A 13,906-nucleotide genomic window follows, 5' to 3' on the forward strand; every position below is an offset into this window, starting at 1 on the left:
ACCGGGCTCCCTGAGCGCCGGTGCGGAAGACGGGGCCTGAAGGTCGGTGTCGGAGGGCGGCATTGTGGAGCCTCAGAGAAGGTTGGTCAGCTCTTCAGATGGAGCAGGTAGATGAGGGCGCCGCCCAGGACGACGCTTAGGAGAACGCAGATTCCCGTGATGAGCTCTGCGTTTTGACGAAGCCAGCGTGTCACAGCGAGGCTCCCTGATGGGATGAATTGTGGAATGGTCCGGACATGGCAAATGGGGTTAGAAAGTTGACAGCGCGTATAGGTAGCCGCTCAATTGAACGTGTTGAGCGGTTTCGTGTTGAGGAGCGTCAGGTACGGCCGCTTGAGCTGGTTGTGCTTGCTCGCGCTGAGGTATGTCGCGCCGTAGGCCACGGGCGGGGAGGCGAACGTGCGCTTGGGACCCGGGGTTGCGACTGCGACGTCAGTGACCTCGCCCAGGACCGCTTCATAGAAGGCTTCGTCCTGCTGGACCTGGGCGGTCGAAGCGGCCGCGGGGTCTCGCTTGCGGGTCATGCGCCTGGTGATGTAGGCGTTTACGCGCTTTGCTGGCTGGAGATAGGCCATCAGCAAGCCAGCAACGCCAAAGGCGACTAGTACCCAGTTTTGAAGAAAAAGGCCTACGGCCACGGTACCTGCCGCCAGAAGCCAATCCAGGGCGCCGAGATAACGAATGAGTTTTTCCATGATTCTGTTGGGGAGGGGTCCGCCTTGTAGAGAGGTGGTTTAGCCGGAGCCGCTCGTCGCGGGCGAAGAAAAAGAGCGTCGACGAATCGACGCTCTTTGAAAATGAAGCCTTTTAGGCTTATCCCTTCAGCCAGACCTCGCCAGCTTCGGGTTCGCAGCCGGCCTTCACCCCGTAGGGACGAAGGAAGTGCTCAGCTGCATCGGTCATGACCCGTCCGATGATTTCGTTGTACTCGTCCAGCACCTCGTCGGGCACCTCGAAAAGCACTTCGTCGTGGACCTGGTTGATGATGGTGTCGAAGACCTTCGGGTACTTGCGAAACTCCTCCATCACCTTGCCCAGAATGTCGGCGCCGGTCGACTGGTCTTCGTAGCTCAGTGCCGCGTTCAAGCCGAACGCATAGATGAGCCGGTTGCCCAGCGTGTAGGAGGCGTAGACAGCCTTCTTGCCGAAGCGGCCGCCACGGTCCTTGTCCGGAATCATCACCGTTTCCTGCGGGTTCAGCTCGGTCCACTTGTGCCAGAGGTCGATTTCGACGTATGCCGCAAGCCATTGCGCGCGAACTTCCGTGGCCTCTTCCAACGTCCAGTGGATATTGTAGTTCTTGGCAGCAGCGTCCATCAGGCCGCGTGCTTGCATCGCGTACAGGAGGGAGAGGTTGCCGACCTTGCCGGTTTGACGGACGTCGCCCAGCTCAGCCTTCCACTTCTTCAGCTCCTTGGCCACATCTTCGCCCTTCAGGCCTCCGAAGAGAGCCTTGGGGTTGCGGCCTGTCATGTCCAGCGCGGTCCACGTGTGGATGTCCATGCCTTCAATTTCGAACGCGTCGCGCAGGGAGCCCCAATCGGCGGTGCCGGCGGCGTCCGCGCGCATCCGCACTTCGGCCAAGCAGCGCTGGAAGCCCGAAAGCAGCTGCGTACGCTGCAGCTTGCGGTACTTGTCCCAGAACGCCTTGCTCGCATCTTTGCCTGCTTCCATGGCCGCTTCGCGACCCAGCTTCCACTCCTCGAAGTCCTTGACGGCCTTCAGCTCGAGCGCTCGCGCGTCTTCGTAGGTCACCCGGCCCTCAAGCACCCGGCTGATGCACAGGAACACATCGTTCTGCACCACATGGTCGCCCATGTAGGTCTCGACGATTTGCCTCTGAGCGCGAATCGCGAGCGCCGCGCCCACCCGCATGTCCAGTGCCGAATAGTCGGCGGAGACAATCTTGTGGCCAGGCCGAGCACGAACGCAATTTCGGAACTTCTGGTCCCGCGGAAACTGCTGGCAGTTCGGCTCCGACGAAGACAGGCGCCCTGTCACGGGGCCGTGCCCCGTGTTTGGATGCAGCCGCCCATCGTGCGACCGCCCCGCGTACGAGGAGACTTCCTTGGCCATGCCGCCGGCCTTCTTGGCACGGTTGAGTGCGGTCCAGGTGTCGAACAGGGCCTTGGCTTCGGGCGTGATGGCCGCGCGAACGCGCCGCAGGTCCTTTTCGCCAATCTTGAAGGCGCCGGTCTTCTCGGTCATCTCCAGCTCAATGCCGCGGCTCGTGAACGCCGTCCCGATAGCCTCTTTCAGCTTCGCGTTGACCCCGGTGGTCGGGTCGCTCAGCGCAGGCAGATAGTCCTTGAGCGCAGGCTCGAGTTCCGCCATCTTCGCAGCGTGCTCGCGCACCTTTTCCCACTGGGCCGCAACGTAGCCTTCGGATTCCTCCAGGTTCCACGGCATGCCCGTCTCGCGCATCCGCACGATGTCCCAGACCTGGGGCTCGATGATGCGCAGGGGAGCGTGCTCCTCGCGCAACTCGAAATAGCGCTCCAGCAGTTCCGCCGGGTCGTCGATTTCGAAGAACGACATCAGGAGCTCCAGGAGCACCTTCACGTCGTCCGTTGCGTAGTCGTACGCCTTCTGGGTCAGGAACGGCTCGCACCAGTTCTTCGGGCCTTGCATCTCCTTCGGAAGCACCTTGCGCAGCCGGCTGACCGCCAGGTCGGCTAGCGACCAGCCCGACTTGCCGCCCATGAACATGGACACGGCTTCGGCCTGCAACGTGGGGTCTTCGTCCTCATCCTGGCACATGCGCGCCATGACAACGGGCTGCTCGGGGTAGAGGACCCGTGCGATGAGCATCGAATCCAGGAGCAGCGACGGCTCGGTTGTCGCGTAGGTGCGGGTCCAGTAGGCGTCGAAGCCCGCGTTGTGCGCGATGACGACGTTTGTGAAGCATGCAGAGCACACGTCCACCTTCTCAGCTTCGGTGAGCTGGTCCAGGTCGAAGGATTCGACGAGGAACTTTGAGGTGACTGGAAAGCCGCAAGGCGTCGGGTAGAGAACCGACATCACCCGCAGCCGAAGCTCCGAGTCGACGCCGCGTTGATACTGCTTGCCGGAGAACTTCTGCTCCTTGCTCGCCGGGTTGAGGCCCGTTGTTTCAACGTCGATGATTTTCCACGGCGCCGCCGTGATGCGCGCCAGGAGCAGCTTTTCAGCTTTTGCCCATGGCACTGCTACGTGGGTGACCGGGTCGACGTAGTCGAGGTCGAAGCCCATTTGTTTGTTCATGAAAGTGGTTCCTTAAAAGCACGAGGTTTGGTTTCGCCACCCTCGCTGGTGGCCTCACCCGCCTATAGCGAACAGCGCCTACCGTGCTTTGCTGAGACCTTAAATCGCGCAGCTTCATGGCCGCACCCCGGGCTAAAGGGCATGGCTATCCCCTGAGACCGACCTCAATTTCGTGCTCACCAGACCTCACGCGGTTTACGTGGAGACCTGATATCGCTTCGCCCGGGCATGCGTTTGCCGTCAACTAGTCGTGCCTATACGAGCTCGTTAGGTCAACTAGAAGAAACCAGTTCTCGATATGTACAAAGCAACTTTTGAAATCCCTGCCATCGTTCAAGTCGAGGTTTACGTCGATGGCGTCACCAATCAGGTCGACGCGCTTGCCGATGCGTTCGACCGGCTCGGCGACGCCGCCGCGCGAAAAGCCACGGTCGTGTCGCTGAGCACGGACCAGGCACGCAATGTGGGCCTGGAGCGCCTGCCCGAAACAGGCGAGCGTACTTTCGCGCAGATTCCGACACCGGAGAGCGTGATTGGTGCACGCCGCGACGGGTACACGCTTCACCTATATCGCGGGGAGCTCAGAGGCATCGACCGTCCAGGCGACCTCGTCCTTGAGCATCCCGGCTACCAAGAGGCCCGCGACACGCTTGTGGACCAGGTGGAGAAGAGCGGCCGCGAGTACGGCGCTGGCCGCATCATCAACACGCTGACCGGCAACACCATGCTCACCTCACGCAACCCGCGCGGCGGGTGGGAGGTCGTAGGTCAGTCCGCGAGTGGTGAAGAGCGCCACAGCGAAAGCTGGCTCGACAAGGCAACGGCGCTCAGCACGGCCAGGAAGCTCAGCGTCCGGGACGACATCGCTGTGGTCGTCGTGAACGACTTCACGGACCGCGCTGCGGGCCCGAAGGTTTTCAAGCGAATCGCATGAAGCCAGACGTAGTCGGACAGCTGGAGCGTGACGGCAAGGTTCTGTACGCCGGCGAGCCCGTCGGAAACTTCGAACCGGATGCGTCAAACTTCACACTCACCCTAGGCATTGACGGCAACGAGGTCTCGCTGGACCTCTGCGGTCTGCGGCAAGCCAAGCTCCTCATCCAAGAAGGCGAACGTCGCTTGCTCCTGCGTCAGGAGCAAGCCATGAAACGCCGGAATCTCAGCCTCGATTTCTGACGGCCCCGGTCGCCAGCATTCCATTCAGACCCTGCATGCCAACAAGCGTGCAGGGTCTTCTCTTGGCGCGACGCCTAAACGGTTGCGCTAGACAGGGCTCACCCTCGCCGCGAAGCCGCTTAAACCCGCCCATGTCCATTTTCCCGACCCTGCAGCAGTACGCCACTGACATCCACCTGTTCTTCACCGGAGAAATTGGCCGTGTTGCTGCGACCGTCCTTGTCATCTTGGCTGCGGTCGCGGCCCACCGGCTCAACCTGCGCTACGTGGGGATGTCGACGCGACGAGAGGGCAGCCAGGACGGGTTGCGGCACCGCGTCGTTGCCATCAAGAACGTGCTGTTCCTCGCCGCCAGTCTTGCCATCGGGACCATCTGGGCCACCAAAATCGCCGGAGTTGCGCTTTCGCTGGCTGCCTTTGCTGGCGCGCTGGTTCTGTCGGCGAAGGAGCTCATCATGTGCGCGACCGGCTATCTGCTGTTCACGGTCTCCCGGCCATACCGGGTAGGGGACTTCGTCGAGGTCGCAGGGGTGGCCGGGCGGGTGACCGATGTCGACATGCTCTGTACGACCCTTGCCGAGACCTCCTCGGCGTACCAGCTCACAGGGCGCACCGTCTTGTTTCCCAACAGCTTCCTCCTGTCCACCTCAGTGCGCAACCAGTCGGCCACCGGGGGCTTTGTCATCAACCTCCTGCGCCTTGCGGTGCCGTACAGTGCAGACATCGACGCCTACGAGTCCGCAGCGGTCCGCGCCGGCGATGCGGTGTGCGCACCTTGGCTCGGAACGGCCGACGAGCACTTCCGCCGCATCGAGAAGACCGATTTTGTCGACCTGCCCTCATCGCGGGTGCGGGTGCTCTGGGAGTCTCACGACATCAAGCAGCACTGGCTGGTCATTCGCTTCGCCTCGCCGGCCTCCGAGCGCGTCAATGCACAGCAGGCGGTGACGCGCCTCTTTTGGAAAGAGCTGGGCTCGGTGCCCACAGCCTCGCAGGACTGAGGCGACACGCCTGCGCGCAGGGACGCAGAGCCGGCCAAGAAAAAGGGCCCCGCGAGGATGCGGGGCCCTGAATGATGGTGAGCGCTTAGCTGAGCGTCTTCACCGTGTTGCCAAGACGGTCCAGAATGCGAATCTCTGCGTAGCCGGTCTCGTCATCGAGCGCGAACGCGACTGCATCCTGCACGCTGTCGAACACGCCTTCCTCGCTGGTGCCGCCGCCATGGTCGTCTTCCAGTTGAACCGTGACACCGTCGTGCTGCACGCCGTGCACCGTGAAGCCTTCCAGGTCGTCCTGGTGGGCGTCGTTGTCCAGTTCGCGGTCGCCGCGGTCGATGCCATTGCGCTCGTCGATGGTCACATCGCTCACGCGGTTGCGCAGGCGCACGGAATTCACGTCACCGTTCTCCACCACGTCCTCGAACTCGGCCGCAGCGTCCGACAAGCGGTCGAAGGCCTCGTGCTCGCGCCAGCCGGAGCCATAGTCGACCTCGACGATGAACGGCATGTCTGCCGCCACCGTCGCCGCGGTGAGAATGTTGTTGTCGGCCTTGTACGCGTCGGTCAAGTCGCGAGTCACCTCGTACCTGCACACGCGCATCTTCGTGTTGTTGTAGTCGCGGGGGATGGCCACCACGTCGGCCGGATTCACCTTGCATTCCACGATGCGGCCGTTGGCGTTCGCGAAGTGCGGCAGGTAGTCGTACGAGCACACGTGGAGACCCCGGCTGCAGGTGCGGTCCGGATTCTCGTCGACCTTGTTGCGCAGCATGGTGGGCGTCTGCCCGATGCTGTTGTCGATGCTGCGGGTGTAGATGTCGAGCCAGTCCTCGGTGATTGCCTTGTAGGCGACGAAGCAACCGTCTTCGGTCAGCGCAAGCTTGCCAACCTCGAGGAATTCGTACAGGTGTTCGACCACGCGCAGCGACGGGTTGAGCATCAGGTTTTCCAGGAAATTGGCAGACGGCGTGAGGTCGAAGCCCTCTTCCAGCATGTCGAGCATGCGTTGGACGATGACGCCGGCCACCGGTTCACCCTTGTACAGGACCTGGCCGCCCTTGACCTCGACGTTCGGCGTGAGGAGCACGGCGGCTTCGAGCCGACGCTTCTCGCCGTCCAGGATTTCAAGGATGTCTTCGGGCTTCTGTTTCTCGACCAGGGCCTTTCGGACCGCTTCATAGTGGTCGCTGTTCTTCGCGACCATGATGGGGCGACCGTCGAAGACCATGTGGATTCCGCCGGGCAGGTGCATCATGCTCATTTGCATTGGGTGTTTCTCCATAATTAAAAAAGGTGCCTTACAGAGCGCAGAACAACCGCGCTACTGAGACCTATAGCGAGTGCGGCAGTGAGGAGGCCTATACGCGAAAAAAAAGAGCGCTCCAAATGAATGGAGCGCTCTCGAATGAGAACTTGCCGAGGGCTACGCTGCGAGTAGCATGGCTTCGGCGGTGACTTCGGCGGCAGGCTCGGGAGCACCGTCGCTGTTGGCAGCTTCGGCGGTCACATCGACTTGGGTGTCCGATGAGTCCTCGGCGACGTCCGGCTCGTCTGCATCTTCCTGCACAGCGTCTTCTGGCTCTTCGGCTTCCTCCAACTCCACCCTTTCTCCGGGCAGGGGGTCAAGCGCGAGCGCCGTCACGAGCATGGTGGCCGCCTTTTCAGGCGATTCGGCCATGACCTTCAGCAGGGCGTCGTCGTCGAAGATGCTCGATGCCAGGGGGTAGCTCTTGCCGACTGACTGACTCACCTCATACGGCGTCTTGCGCTTGCACTCGGTCACGTCGAGATACGCGCCGTCGATGTGTGACTGCAGGTACTTGAGCTCCGTTGCCAAGTCGTCGTCCCCGAGCGCTCCGTTCACCTTGAACGCAAAAGCTGCAACCTCCTCCAGCAAGGGATGCCCGGCGAGCCGAGGCTCAAGCGCTTCCCATGCAGGGGTACGCTTCAGCAGATGCATTGCCAGGATGCCTAGCAGCGAGTACTGCTTCGCGATGTAGGGCTGCGCCAGGTCTGCCTTGGGCGTGCGGTCGATGCTTGCGACCAAGCGCTTCCAGTTGCTTCCCGATTTCAGCTTGCCGACTGTCCAGGTCATCAGCGGGCGGTAGCCCAGTTCGACCAGTTTCAGCCGACGCACTGTCGCCTCGCTTTCCACCATCACGGCGCCGGCAACCTCGTGGCCGAGGCGCTTGAGCACCCGTTGCATGGTCCGCATCGTGCTGCAGAAGTCCCGCTCGCGCGGGCCAACCCAGCCGGTCGAGCCATGATTCATGAACCGGTCGCGGCGTCGGATGACGTAGAACTTCTCGGCTTCTTCCTCAATGTCGCCCAGCGTCGTCTTCGAGGTGCCACCCGCGGCAAAAGTGGTGAAGGTCACCTCTTCGCCGGCGGTCAGCTCCTCTAGCGTCATCGACTTGCGCATTCTGCGTCGTTCGAGGTCCGAGGCGTAACTCGGAGACACCGGCAGCGTCGAGGTCCCTGCACACGGCAGGCCTTCGATTCCGTCCGGACCGCAAATCCGCTCACCCAATGCCTTCGCGTGAACGGCGTCCACGCCCCGGCCAGCTACGACTAGGAAGAATGCATCGGTCGGGGAGCCCGACTGCCTCAGCGCGTAGCGGATACGCGCGTCAGCGGACTTGCTGTCCGAGTAGTAAACCCGGGTGTCCGAGAGCACCGGCACGGTGGTCAGAACCGGCTTGTCCTTGGTGAAGTCCTGATAGCCGTTGACGACTTCCTTCTTGCGGATACCGGTTTCGGTGGAGCGATACAGCCACACGCGGCAGCTGTTGTTCTGCCAGGTGGCGTCGACGACCGGATTTCCGGCGACGTCGCGAATCCAGTCGCCATCTGCATCCTTCTGGTAGGGCTGCTGCTTGCCCATGATGCCGTCGCCGACCTTGGGGAAGGTGAGCGCGCTCTCGTTTGCGACCTGTCGGATGTGCTCGATGTCGTCCTTGCCCACGCCGGCCTCCTTGAGGAAGCTGATGAGATTCATGCGGATGCTCGAGGGAAGCGTGCTCACGTAGCTATGGACCTTGCGATACCAGGCCAGCTTCGTCGGCTCCTTGGTCATCACGTCGGCGCGTACGCGCTCCGCGACTTCCTTCACCGCCTGGTCCAGCCGCGCCATGATGGCGCTGCGAGTCTTGTCGGTGTATTGAAGTGCTTCCCGCGACACGGCCATCAGAACTTCGCCGTTGTCGACGAAGAGATGGATGCCGCCGTCCAGCAGCGCCTGCATGTTCGGCGTCAGGTCGCGCAGCCGAGCCTTTTCGATGGGATAGCGCACATTGGCCATGACGACCGCGGGCACCCGGTGGAACGTTTCGCCACTGGTTCCGAAAGGAGCGCCCATATTAAAGAAGCTGCCCTCGAAATGGAACTCTGGCTTCTTGAGAGGCTTTTCCATCCCGAGGATGCGCGGGGGTACCGTGAACCACTGGAAGATTTCCTGCGCCTTGGCGTGGAATTCAGCGATGTCCCGGTCCTGGACCGGGAAGGTCACCATCACGCCGCTTTGCCAGTCCGGGTCGGCGTCGAAGACGCCCATGTCCGTCACTGCCGGCGAGCCGTTGTCGTCGAGGTGGCACACGTAGACGCGCTTCTTGCCTTCCTTGACCGCGACGACCGTGAAGCCGTCCTCGTTCTCGGGGTCGAAGAGCGTGTACGCAAAAGGCGATTTCGAGCCGAGACCGAAACCACCAGTTTGGTCGTTCGATTGCTGTTTGGTCGAGACACCGTAGACGGTGTAGATGCCTTTGACTTCCTCGTCGCTGAGCCCCGGGCCCCAGTCCTTGATGTAGAACTGAAGGTCGAGCTTCGTGGGAAGCTTGACCTCGATGGGGCGGGTGGGCATGCGCCCGAAGATGTGGGCGTCCATCGCGTTGCAGCCGACCTCGCGCTCCACGGCGCCAATCTTGTCCCCGTACAGCCCGGAGGACAGCACGTTGAACATGTGGGCGTTCTGGGCGATGCCGAAAGTGGCGGTCTGGCCGACACCTTGCTTTGCTACGACCGAAGTCGAAGAGCTTTGTGAAACCTGCATTGGGGGTCCCGTTTCCTGAGTGAGTTGATAAATGTTCCTGTGAGTCGTATAGGGAGCTCGCAGGGCCAGCTAAAGCGGCTGGCATCAAATCAGGGGAAGGGGACTAGGCCGACATCGAGCAGTCGGCGAGATGGGTCGCACGCGACCCTCCCGAGGCGGACCGCGCTCTTAGGCGGCCAGCATCGTCTCCTCGTCAAGGCTCGAAGCGTAGAAGCGCTCGATGAGGCGGAGGTTGAGTTCCTGCAGCAGTTCGCCATCGCCGAAACGAACCGGCAGATTCCATACCACGCAGTCGCTGGCCTCACGCCGAACCTCTTGCACCAGAGCATCTGCGGCTGCCTCCGCCTGGTCTAGAAGATTCATGAGCGCCGCCTCCAGGACCTCCGTTTGGACAGCCAGGCCCGCCGTGTGAACCACCGGCAGCCCAACGCGCAGGCGGGCGTAGCTGGCCTCCGGCGTCGTGACCCGCTCGGCGTGCATGGACAGGTGGACCAGGGCGACGCCCGCCACTCGTCCGCTCGGGCGCTGGACGGTTGCCACTGCGCGAACCAGAATGCCGGCTACATCGTCCTCGTTGACCGTCAGCTCGCCAGCTTGCTGGTTGGCCAGACGCCGAGCGGCCTGGGCCGTGAACGGGCCTTGCTCGGTGGCCAGCGAGTCGACCACCATCTCTGACCAGGCAAGGGCTTGCTGCTCACTGGGGAAATCGGGCAGGACCATCACCAGGTCCGGATTTCCGGGCGCAGAGGGAGAGGGCAGTTGAAGTTCGGTGCGAAAGGCGAGCACGGTGGCGGTCATGATGAGGTCCGTTGTGGGTTTTTTTGGATGTCGCGGGGCTTATTCCCCGCAGTGCCGAAAGTCTAAAAGTCATCGCTAACCATCCCAACGGCTTTCGCTACCCAGTTGTGAGCATCCTCACATCCGCCTGCAATCCGCTCGGGCTAACCCCGTGACGCATTTCACGGTTCCGAGCTGACGCTACACAAAGTAAGACCAACTAATTAACCAGAAACCATGAAGCAGGACACCAACATGCAATCTGTCAGCACCACTCTGCAGGACATCCTGAAGAGCCCCGAAAACGAGCAACCGGCGCTTCTGGCAGCCGTGCTCGACAAGTTCCCGCAGCTCTTTCGCGTGTTGCGCTCCCTGAACGTCGACGAGCTGATAATTGCGCCGGCCGAGGTCCCCGAGGGCGCCGGCTTCCTGGTGGTCGCCGACACAGAGACCACCGGAACGGACAACACGACGGACGACATCATCGAGCTCGGCATGGTCGAGGTCGCCTACGACCGTGAAATCGGCTACATCTATGGCGTGACCCGCGTCTTCAACGAGCTCGAGGACCCGGGCCGGGCGATTCCGGCCCAGGCGGCCGCGGTCAACGGCATCACCGACGAGATGGTCGCCGGCAAGCGCATTTCCGACGCGGAGGTCGACGCATTCGTCAAGGACGCTGACCTGGTCATCTGCCACAACGCGAAATTCGACCGCACGATTCTCGAGCGACGTTTCCCCGTGTTTACGACGAAAGCATTCGCCTGCTCTCAAAGGCAGGTGGATTGGCAGGCCGGAGGCATCACCGGCACGAAGCTGGACTACATTGCGATGTGCCTGGGCTTCTTCTTCGAAGGTCACCGTGCCTCCGTGGACTGCCTGGCACTGGTGAAGGTGCTGAACACGCCCATGGCCGGCTTCGACGGCCAGACCCCGCTGCAGCGGATTCTCGAGACCTACAAGCTCGAGGCGCGCCGTATCTGGGCCACCGGGGCGCACTTCGACTTCAAGGACCTGCTCAAGAAGCGCGGCTACCACTGGCATGACCCCGCGAACGAACCCGGTGCCGAAAAGGCCTGGGCGATGGACGTGGCTGTCGAGGACTTCGCGGCTGAACTCGACTGGCTCAAGGCCGAATGCCTGTATGGCAAGGGGCTCAGCATGCCGGTTGACCGAATCGACGCTTACAACCGCTTTACGTCGCGGCGCACTCCGATGGAGCGCGCGTACCGCTGATTAAAAAAGGGCCGCTTCCATGCGGCCCTTTTCTTGTGCGCAGGCGACTGGAAAGGCCTCAACCCAGCCTCAGCCTTCGGTCGAGCTCGTCTAGGTGCTCGGCCGTGAGTGCAATGCGGGGGTCCGTTCTGACCAGGAACGGGCAGCTGGGCGCGAATAGGCTGCCGTCGTCGTCCAGCGCAGCGAAGGGTCTCCGGACGCGCGCGCTCTCGCGCAGGTAGTGCTCAATCTCCGCTTGGCGCTGGTACCGGAGCGCGTCGGGCAGGTCTGGCGTCACGCCGACCACGCGCGGGTGGAGCTGCTCGCTCGCGAAACAGTCCCGAAGCTGCGCCAGGCTGCTTTCGAGCCGCCAACTCGACGAAATCACGATATCGACGCTCGGTCGTGCGAGGAGCCACGCTTCGAGCAGCGGCATGCGCTCAAACGTGCCATTCATGTTGCGGTGCACGACACCGTCGAAGTCGAGTAGGAGAGTTGAATTCATTCCTCCTATAGCGTTCCGCGCCTGGCTAACGATGGCTAAACAACATGCCTAGATTCAGGCATTCCAGGAGCATCGAATGCGCGTTTTCGCCCTGGCCGTACTGTCGGCCGCCCTTTTCGCCAGTCCCGCCTTCGCGTCCGACGACGCCGACGGCAAGCCTTTTACGCTGAAGGTGGAGTCCCCGGGCGTCCCTGAGCGCGGCACCATTCAGACCGATGTTGCTGCCAACCTGGACGGCAGCGCGGCAACCCCGCGGTCCGCCCAGCCACAAGTGGCAACGGCTCCGGTCACTCCTGCGCCGCAGGATGTGGCTCCCGCACCATTGGGTCTGCCGCAGATTGCTGGCACCGTAGGGGCACCGGGGCAACCTGCCCCCGTCCCGGCCCTCCCGGCCGCCACGGCCGCCGCGCCAGCGCCTGCTTCCGAGGCCCAGCCTGGCGGCGTACAACCGCCCGCTGCGGCGCCAAGCCACACTGCCCTGATTCCGGGTCAGCCTGCCAAGGTCTACACCACGCTCGCGGCTGCGGCCGAGGCGGGCGTGGACCCCTTGAACGAGCGGACGCTTACCGTGACTAAGCACCGTGATGCCGAGGAAGACGACGTCGAAGCCGGCTTCAACTGGCGCGACGCCAATGCCTACCTGACCGTCCTCAGAGCGAACGAGCAACTCGCCAAGCTGTGCGGCCTTGGTTTCTTGGGCGCCATCCTGCTGTTGTGGATGGTGCGCCGTCGTCGAGGCTGAGCCGGCTGTGCTGCTGACGCGCGACTACCTAGTCAAGCTTGGCGCTGGCTTTGCCGGCGGCGCGCTGTCGCTCGCGCTTGCGCACTTCATGGCCCCCAGCGTGGCGCTGATTCTCCCCAAGCCGCCTACGCCCGTGCGGGTGTCCGTGAAGGCTCCCTCCGCGGCACCAGTGGCCGCCGCGCCAGCCCCGGCACCCAGCTCGGAGAAGGAACTGAGGCTGAAGTCGGACAAGCCTGTCGAGGCACCGAAGCCGAAGCTCAAGCCGCGGCCGAAGCCGCCCGCCCCGAAGCCCGCGCCAAAGGTCGCGGAGGACGCTCCTCCCGCCCCCAATGTGGCCATTCCGCCCTCGGACCTACCCACGCTGTCTCAGCCCGCATTTCCGCAGGCCGTGCCGATTGCAGCCCTTCCCAATCTGCCGGCCATGGCAGCAGCGCTCGAGGAAGCCCCTGAGGCGCCTCCAGAGAGCCTGCCTGAAGGTCCGCGCGCCAAGATGTATCCAGAGGAGCAGGGCGGCAACGTGTTGGTGCTCGGGTTGCTCGTGAACGACCAGGGCGTCGTCATCGACTCCGACATCCTTGTCAGCTCATTCAAGCCTCTGTCCGATATCGCCGTCGCCTGGGCGTCCATCGGCCAGAAGTGGACGAACTTGCAGCCGCCGCTCAACCCTGGCGAAACACGCTGGATTGAGCTGCGCATCCCCTTTGTGCCGGACACAGACCGGCTGAAGACCCTTCCCTAAATCCAATCCGGAAAATCCATGCAACACCTCGCCGCTTCCATCGACTACCTTCTGTATGCACTTGTCGCATTGACGTTCGCGGTCATCATTTACAAGGGCGCTATCCTCTATGCGCCAGGCTTGGCGGGCATGAAGGCGCCCGCAAGTGCTGACAAGGCGGACATCGATGAACACGTTGAAACGCTGGAAAACGGCATGGCTCTGCTGGCTGTGATGGCCAGCGCGGCGCCGTTCGTCGGCCTCGCAGGTACCGTGTTGCACATCATGCAGGCGCTGTCGCGTCTGTCTTCGGCCGCCATCGACATCACGCTCATCAGTGGTCCCATCGCGACCGCGTTGAACTCCACCTTGGTCGGGTTGTGCGCGGCCGTTCCGGCACTTGTCGCGTACAACCTGATGCAGCGCCGCATCCAGGTGCTGCACAACCGCCTGCTGCGCGCCGCCAACGAGGAGGCAAGGTGAG

General features: G+C 62.7%; 13 protein-coding genes. 7 read left to right on the plus strand and 6 right to left on the minus strand.

Features of this window, described 5'->3' with window-relative positions:
- Positions 1-281: 281 nt before the first annotated feature.
- The gene (locus tag WDLP6_RS31305; RefSeq protein WP_068673793.1) at positions 282-695 is read right to left on the minus strand and encodes a hypothetical protein; all 414 of its coding nucleotides are present in this window, start codon (positions 693-695) and stop codon (positions 282-284) included.
- 118 nt (positions 696-813) lie between these two features.
- Positions 814-3,243: a DNA polymerase gene (locus tag WDLP6_RS31310; protein WP_083944133.1), complete on the minus strand. Its 2,430-nt coding sequence runs from the start codon at positions 3,241-3,243 to the stop codon at positions 814-816.
- A 298-nt stretch (positions 3,244-3,541) separates the two neighbouring features.
- Between WDLP6_RS31310 and WDLP6_RS31315 the strand changes: the two genes are divergently transcribed.
- The 3 genes from WDLP6_RS31315 to WDLP6_RS31325 all read left to right on the plus strand — a co-directional run bounded on the left by WDLP6_RS31315 (position 3,542) and on the right by WDLP6_RS31325 (position 5,420).
- Positions 3,542-4,177: a hypothetical protein gene (locus WDLP6_RS31315; RefSeq protein WP_068673789.1), complete on the plus strand. Its 636-nt coding sequence runs from the start codon at positions 3,542-3,544 to the stop codon at positions 4,175-4,177.
- Positions 4,174-4,419 carry a hypothetical protein gene (locus tag WDLP6_RS31320; RefSeq protein ID WP_068673787.1) on the plus strand — a complete coding sequence of 82 codons (246 nt, stop codon included), beginning with the start codon at positions 4,174-4,176 and terminating at the stop codon, positions 4,417-4,419. Before WDLP6_RS31315 ends, WDLP6_RS31320 begins: the two co-directional genes overlap by 4 nt.
- Before the next feature lie 131 nt (positions 4,420-4,550).
- A complete protein-coding gene (locus tag WDLP6_RS31325) occupies positions 4,551-5,420 on the plus strand; it encodes a mechanosensitive ion channel family protein (protein ID WP_068673785.1) in 870 nt (289 codons plus the stop codon).
- Positions 5,421-5,505: 85 nt separating this feature from the next.
- Here WDLP6_RS31325 and WDLP6_RS31330 read toward each other — a convergent pair whose 3' ends face one another.
- The 3 genes from WDLP6_RS31330 to WDLP6_RS31340 all read right to left on the minus strand — a co-directional run bounded on the left by WDLP6_RS31330 (position 5,506) and on the right by WDLP6_RS31340 (position 10,263).
- Entirely contained in the window at positions 5,506-6,684 is a 1,179-nt protein-coding gene (locus tag WDLP6_RS31330) for a hypothetical protein (protein ID WP_162577695.1), read from the minus strand.
- Between the two features lie 156 nt (positions 6,685-6,840).
- Positions 6,841-9,465: an ATP-binding protein gene (locus WDLP6_RS31335; RefSeq protein ID WP_068673781.1), complete on the minus strand. Its 2,625-nt coding sequence runs from the start codon at positions 9,463-9,465 to the stop codon at positions 6,841-6,843.
- Positions 9,466-9,633: 168 nt separating this feature from the next.
- A complete protein-coding gene (locus WDLP6_RS31340; protein WP_162571093.1) occupies positions 9,634-10,263 on the minus strand; it encodes a hypothetical protein in 630 nt (209 codons plus the stop codon).
- A 216-nt stretch (positions 10,264-10,479) separates the two neighbouring features.
- Between WDLP6_RS31340 and WDLP6_RS31345 the strand changes: the two genes are divergently transcribed.
- Complete coding sequence (locus WDLP6_RS31345) at positions 10,480-11,478, plus strand: 3'-5' exonuclease (protein WP_162595293.1); 999 nt, start codon at positions 10,480-10,482, stop codon at positions 11,476-11,478.
- A 58-nt stretch (positions 11,479-11,536) separates the two neighbouring features.
- Here WDLP6_RS31345 and WDLP6_RS31350 read toward each other — a convergent pair whose 3' ends face one another.
- On the minus strand, positions 11,537-11,962 hold the full coding sequence (locus WDLP6_RS31350; RefSeq protein ID WP_162571095.1) for an HAD domain-containing protein: 426 nt from the start codon (positions 11,960-11,962) through the stop codon (positions 11,537-11,539).
- Positions 11,963-12,038: 76 nt separating this feature from the next.
- Between WDLP6_RS31350 and WDLP6_RS31355 the strand changes: the two genes are divergently transcribed.
- The 3 genes from WDLP6_RS31355 to WDLP6_RS31365 are packed head-to-tail and all read left to right on the plus strand — an operon-like array spanning position 12,039 to position 13,905.
- Positions 12,039-12,704 carry a hypothetical protein gene (locus tag WDLP6_RS31355; protein ID WP_162571096.1) on the plus strand — a complete coding sequence of 222 codons (666 nt, stop codon included), beginning with the start codon at positions 12,039-12,041 and terminating at the stop codon, positions 12,702-12,704.
- 7 nt (positions 12,705-12,711) lie between these two features.
- Positions 12,712-13,443 carry a hypothetical protein gene (locus tag WDLP6_RS31360; RefSeq protein ID WP_162571097.1) on the plus strand — a complete coding sequence of 244 codons (732 nt, stop codon included), beginning with the start codon at positions 12,712-12,714 and terminating at the stop codon, positions 13,441-13,443.
- Positions 13,444-13,461: 18 nt separating this feature from the next.
- Complete coding sequence (locus WDLP6_RS31365) at positions 13,462-13,905, plus strand: MotA/TolQ/ExbB proton channel family protein (protein ID WP_162571098.1); 444 nt, start codon at positions 13,462-13,464, stop codon at positions 13,903-13,905.
- Position 13,906: the final 1 nt, after the last annotated feature.

The sequence above is a fragment of the Variovorax sp. PBL-E5 genome (assembly GCF_901827185.1).
Taxonomy (GTDB): Bacteria; Pseudomonadota; Gammaproteobacteria; order Burkholderiales; family Burkholderiaceae_C; genus Variovorax.

Excerpts from the sequence above, each read along its gene's own strand:
- WDLP6_RS31305 (WP_068673793.1), bottom strand. The coding sequence starts at position 695 with ATGGAAAAACTCATTCGTTATCTCGGCGCCCTGGATTGGCTTCTGGCG.
- WDLP6_RS31310 (WP_083944133.1), bottom strand. The coding sequence starts at position 3,243 with ATGAACAAACAAATGGGCTTCGACCTCGACTACGTCGACCCGGTCACC.
- WDLP6_RS31315 (WP_068673789.1), top strand. The coding sequence starts at position 3,542 with ATGTACAAAGCAACTTTTGAAATCCCTGCCATCGTTCAAGTCGAGGTT.
- WDLP6_RS31320 (WP_068673787.1), top strand. The coding sequence starts at position 4,174 with ATGAAGCCAGACGTAGTCGGACAGCTGGAGCGTGACGGCAAGGTTCTG.
- WDLP6_RS31325 (WP_068673785.1), top strand. The coding sequence starts at position 4,551 with ATGTCCATTTTCCCGACCCTGCAGCAGTACGCCACTGACATCCACCTG.
- WDLP6_RS31330 (WP_162577695.1), bottom strand. The coding sequence starts at position 6,684 with ATGCAAATGAGCATGATGCACCTGCCCGGCGGAATCCACATGGTCTTC.
- WDLP6_RS31335 (WP_068673781.1), bottom strand. The coding sequence starts at position 9,465 with ATGCAGGTTTCACAAAGCTCTTCGACTTCGGTCGTAGCAAAGCAAGGT.
- WDLP6_RS31340 (WP_162571093.1), bottom strand. The coding sequence starts at position 10,263 with ATGACCGCCACCGTGCTCGCCTTTCGCACCGAACTTCAACTGCCCTCT.
- WDLP6_RS31345 (WP_162595293.1), top strand. The coding sequence starts at position 10,480 with ATGAAGCAGGACACCAACATGCAATCTGTCAGCACCACTCTGCAGGAC.
- WDLP6_RS31350 (WP_162571095.1), bottom strand. The coding sequence starts at position 11,962 with ATGAATTCAACTCTCCTACTCGACTTCGACGGTGTCGTGCACCGCAAC.
- WDLP6_RS31355 (WP_162571096.1), top strand. The coding sequence starts at position 12,039 with ATGCGCGTTTTCGCCCTGGCCGTACTGTCGGCCGCCCTTTTCGCCAGT.
- WDLP6_RS31365 (WP_162571098.1), top strand. The coding sequence starts at position 13,462 with ATGCAACACCTCGCCGCTTCCATCGACTACCTTCTGTATGCACTTGTC.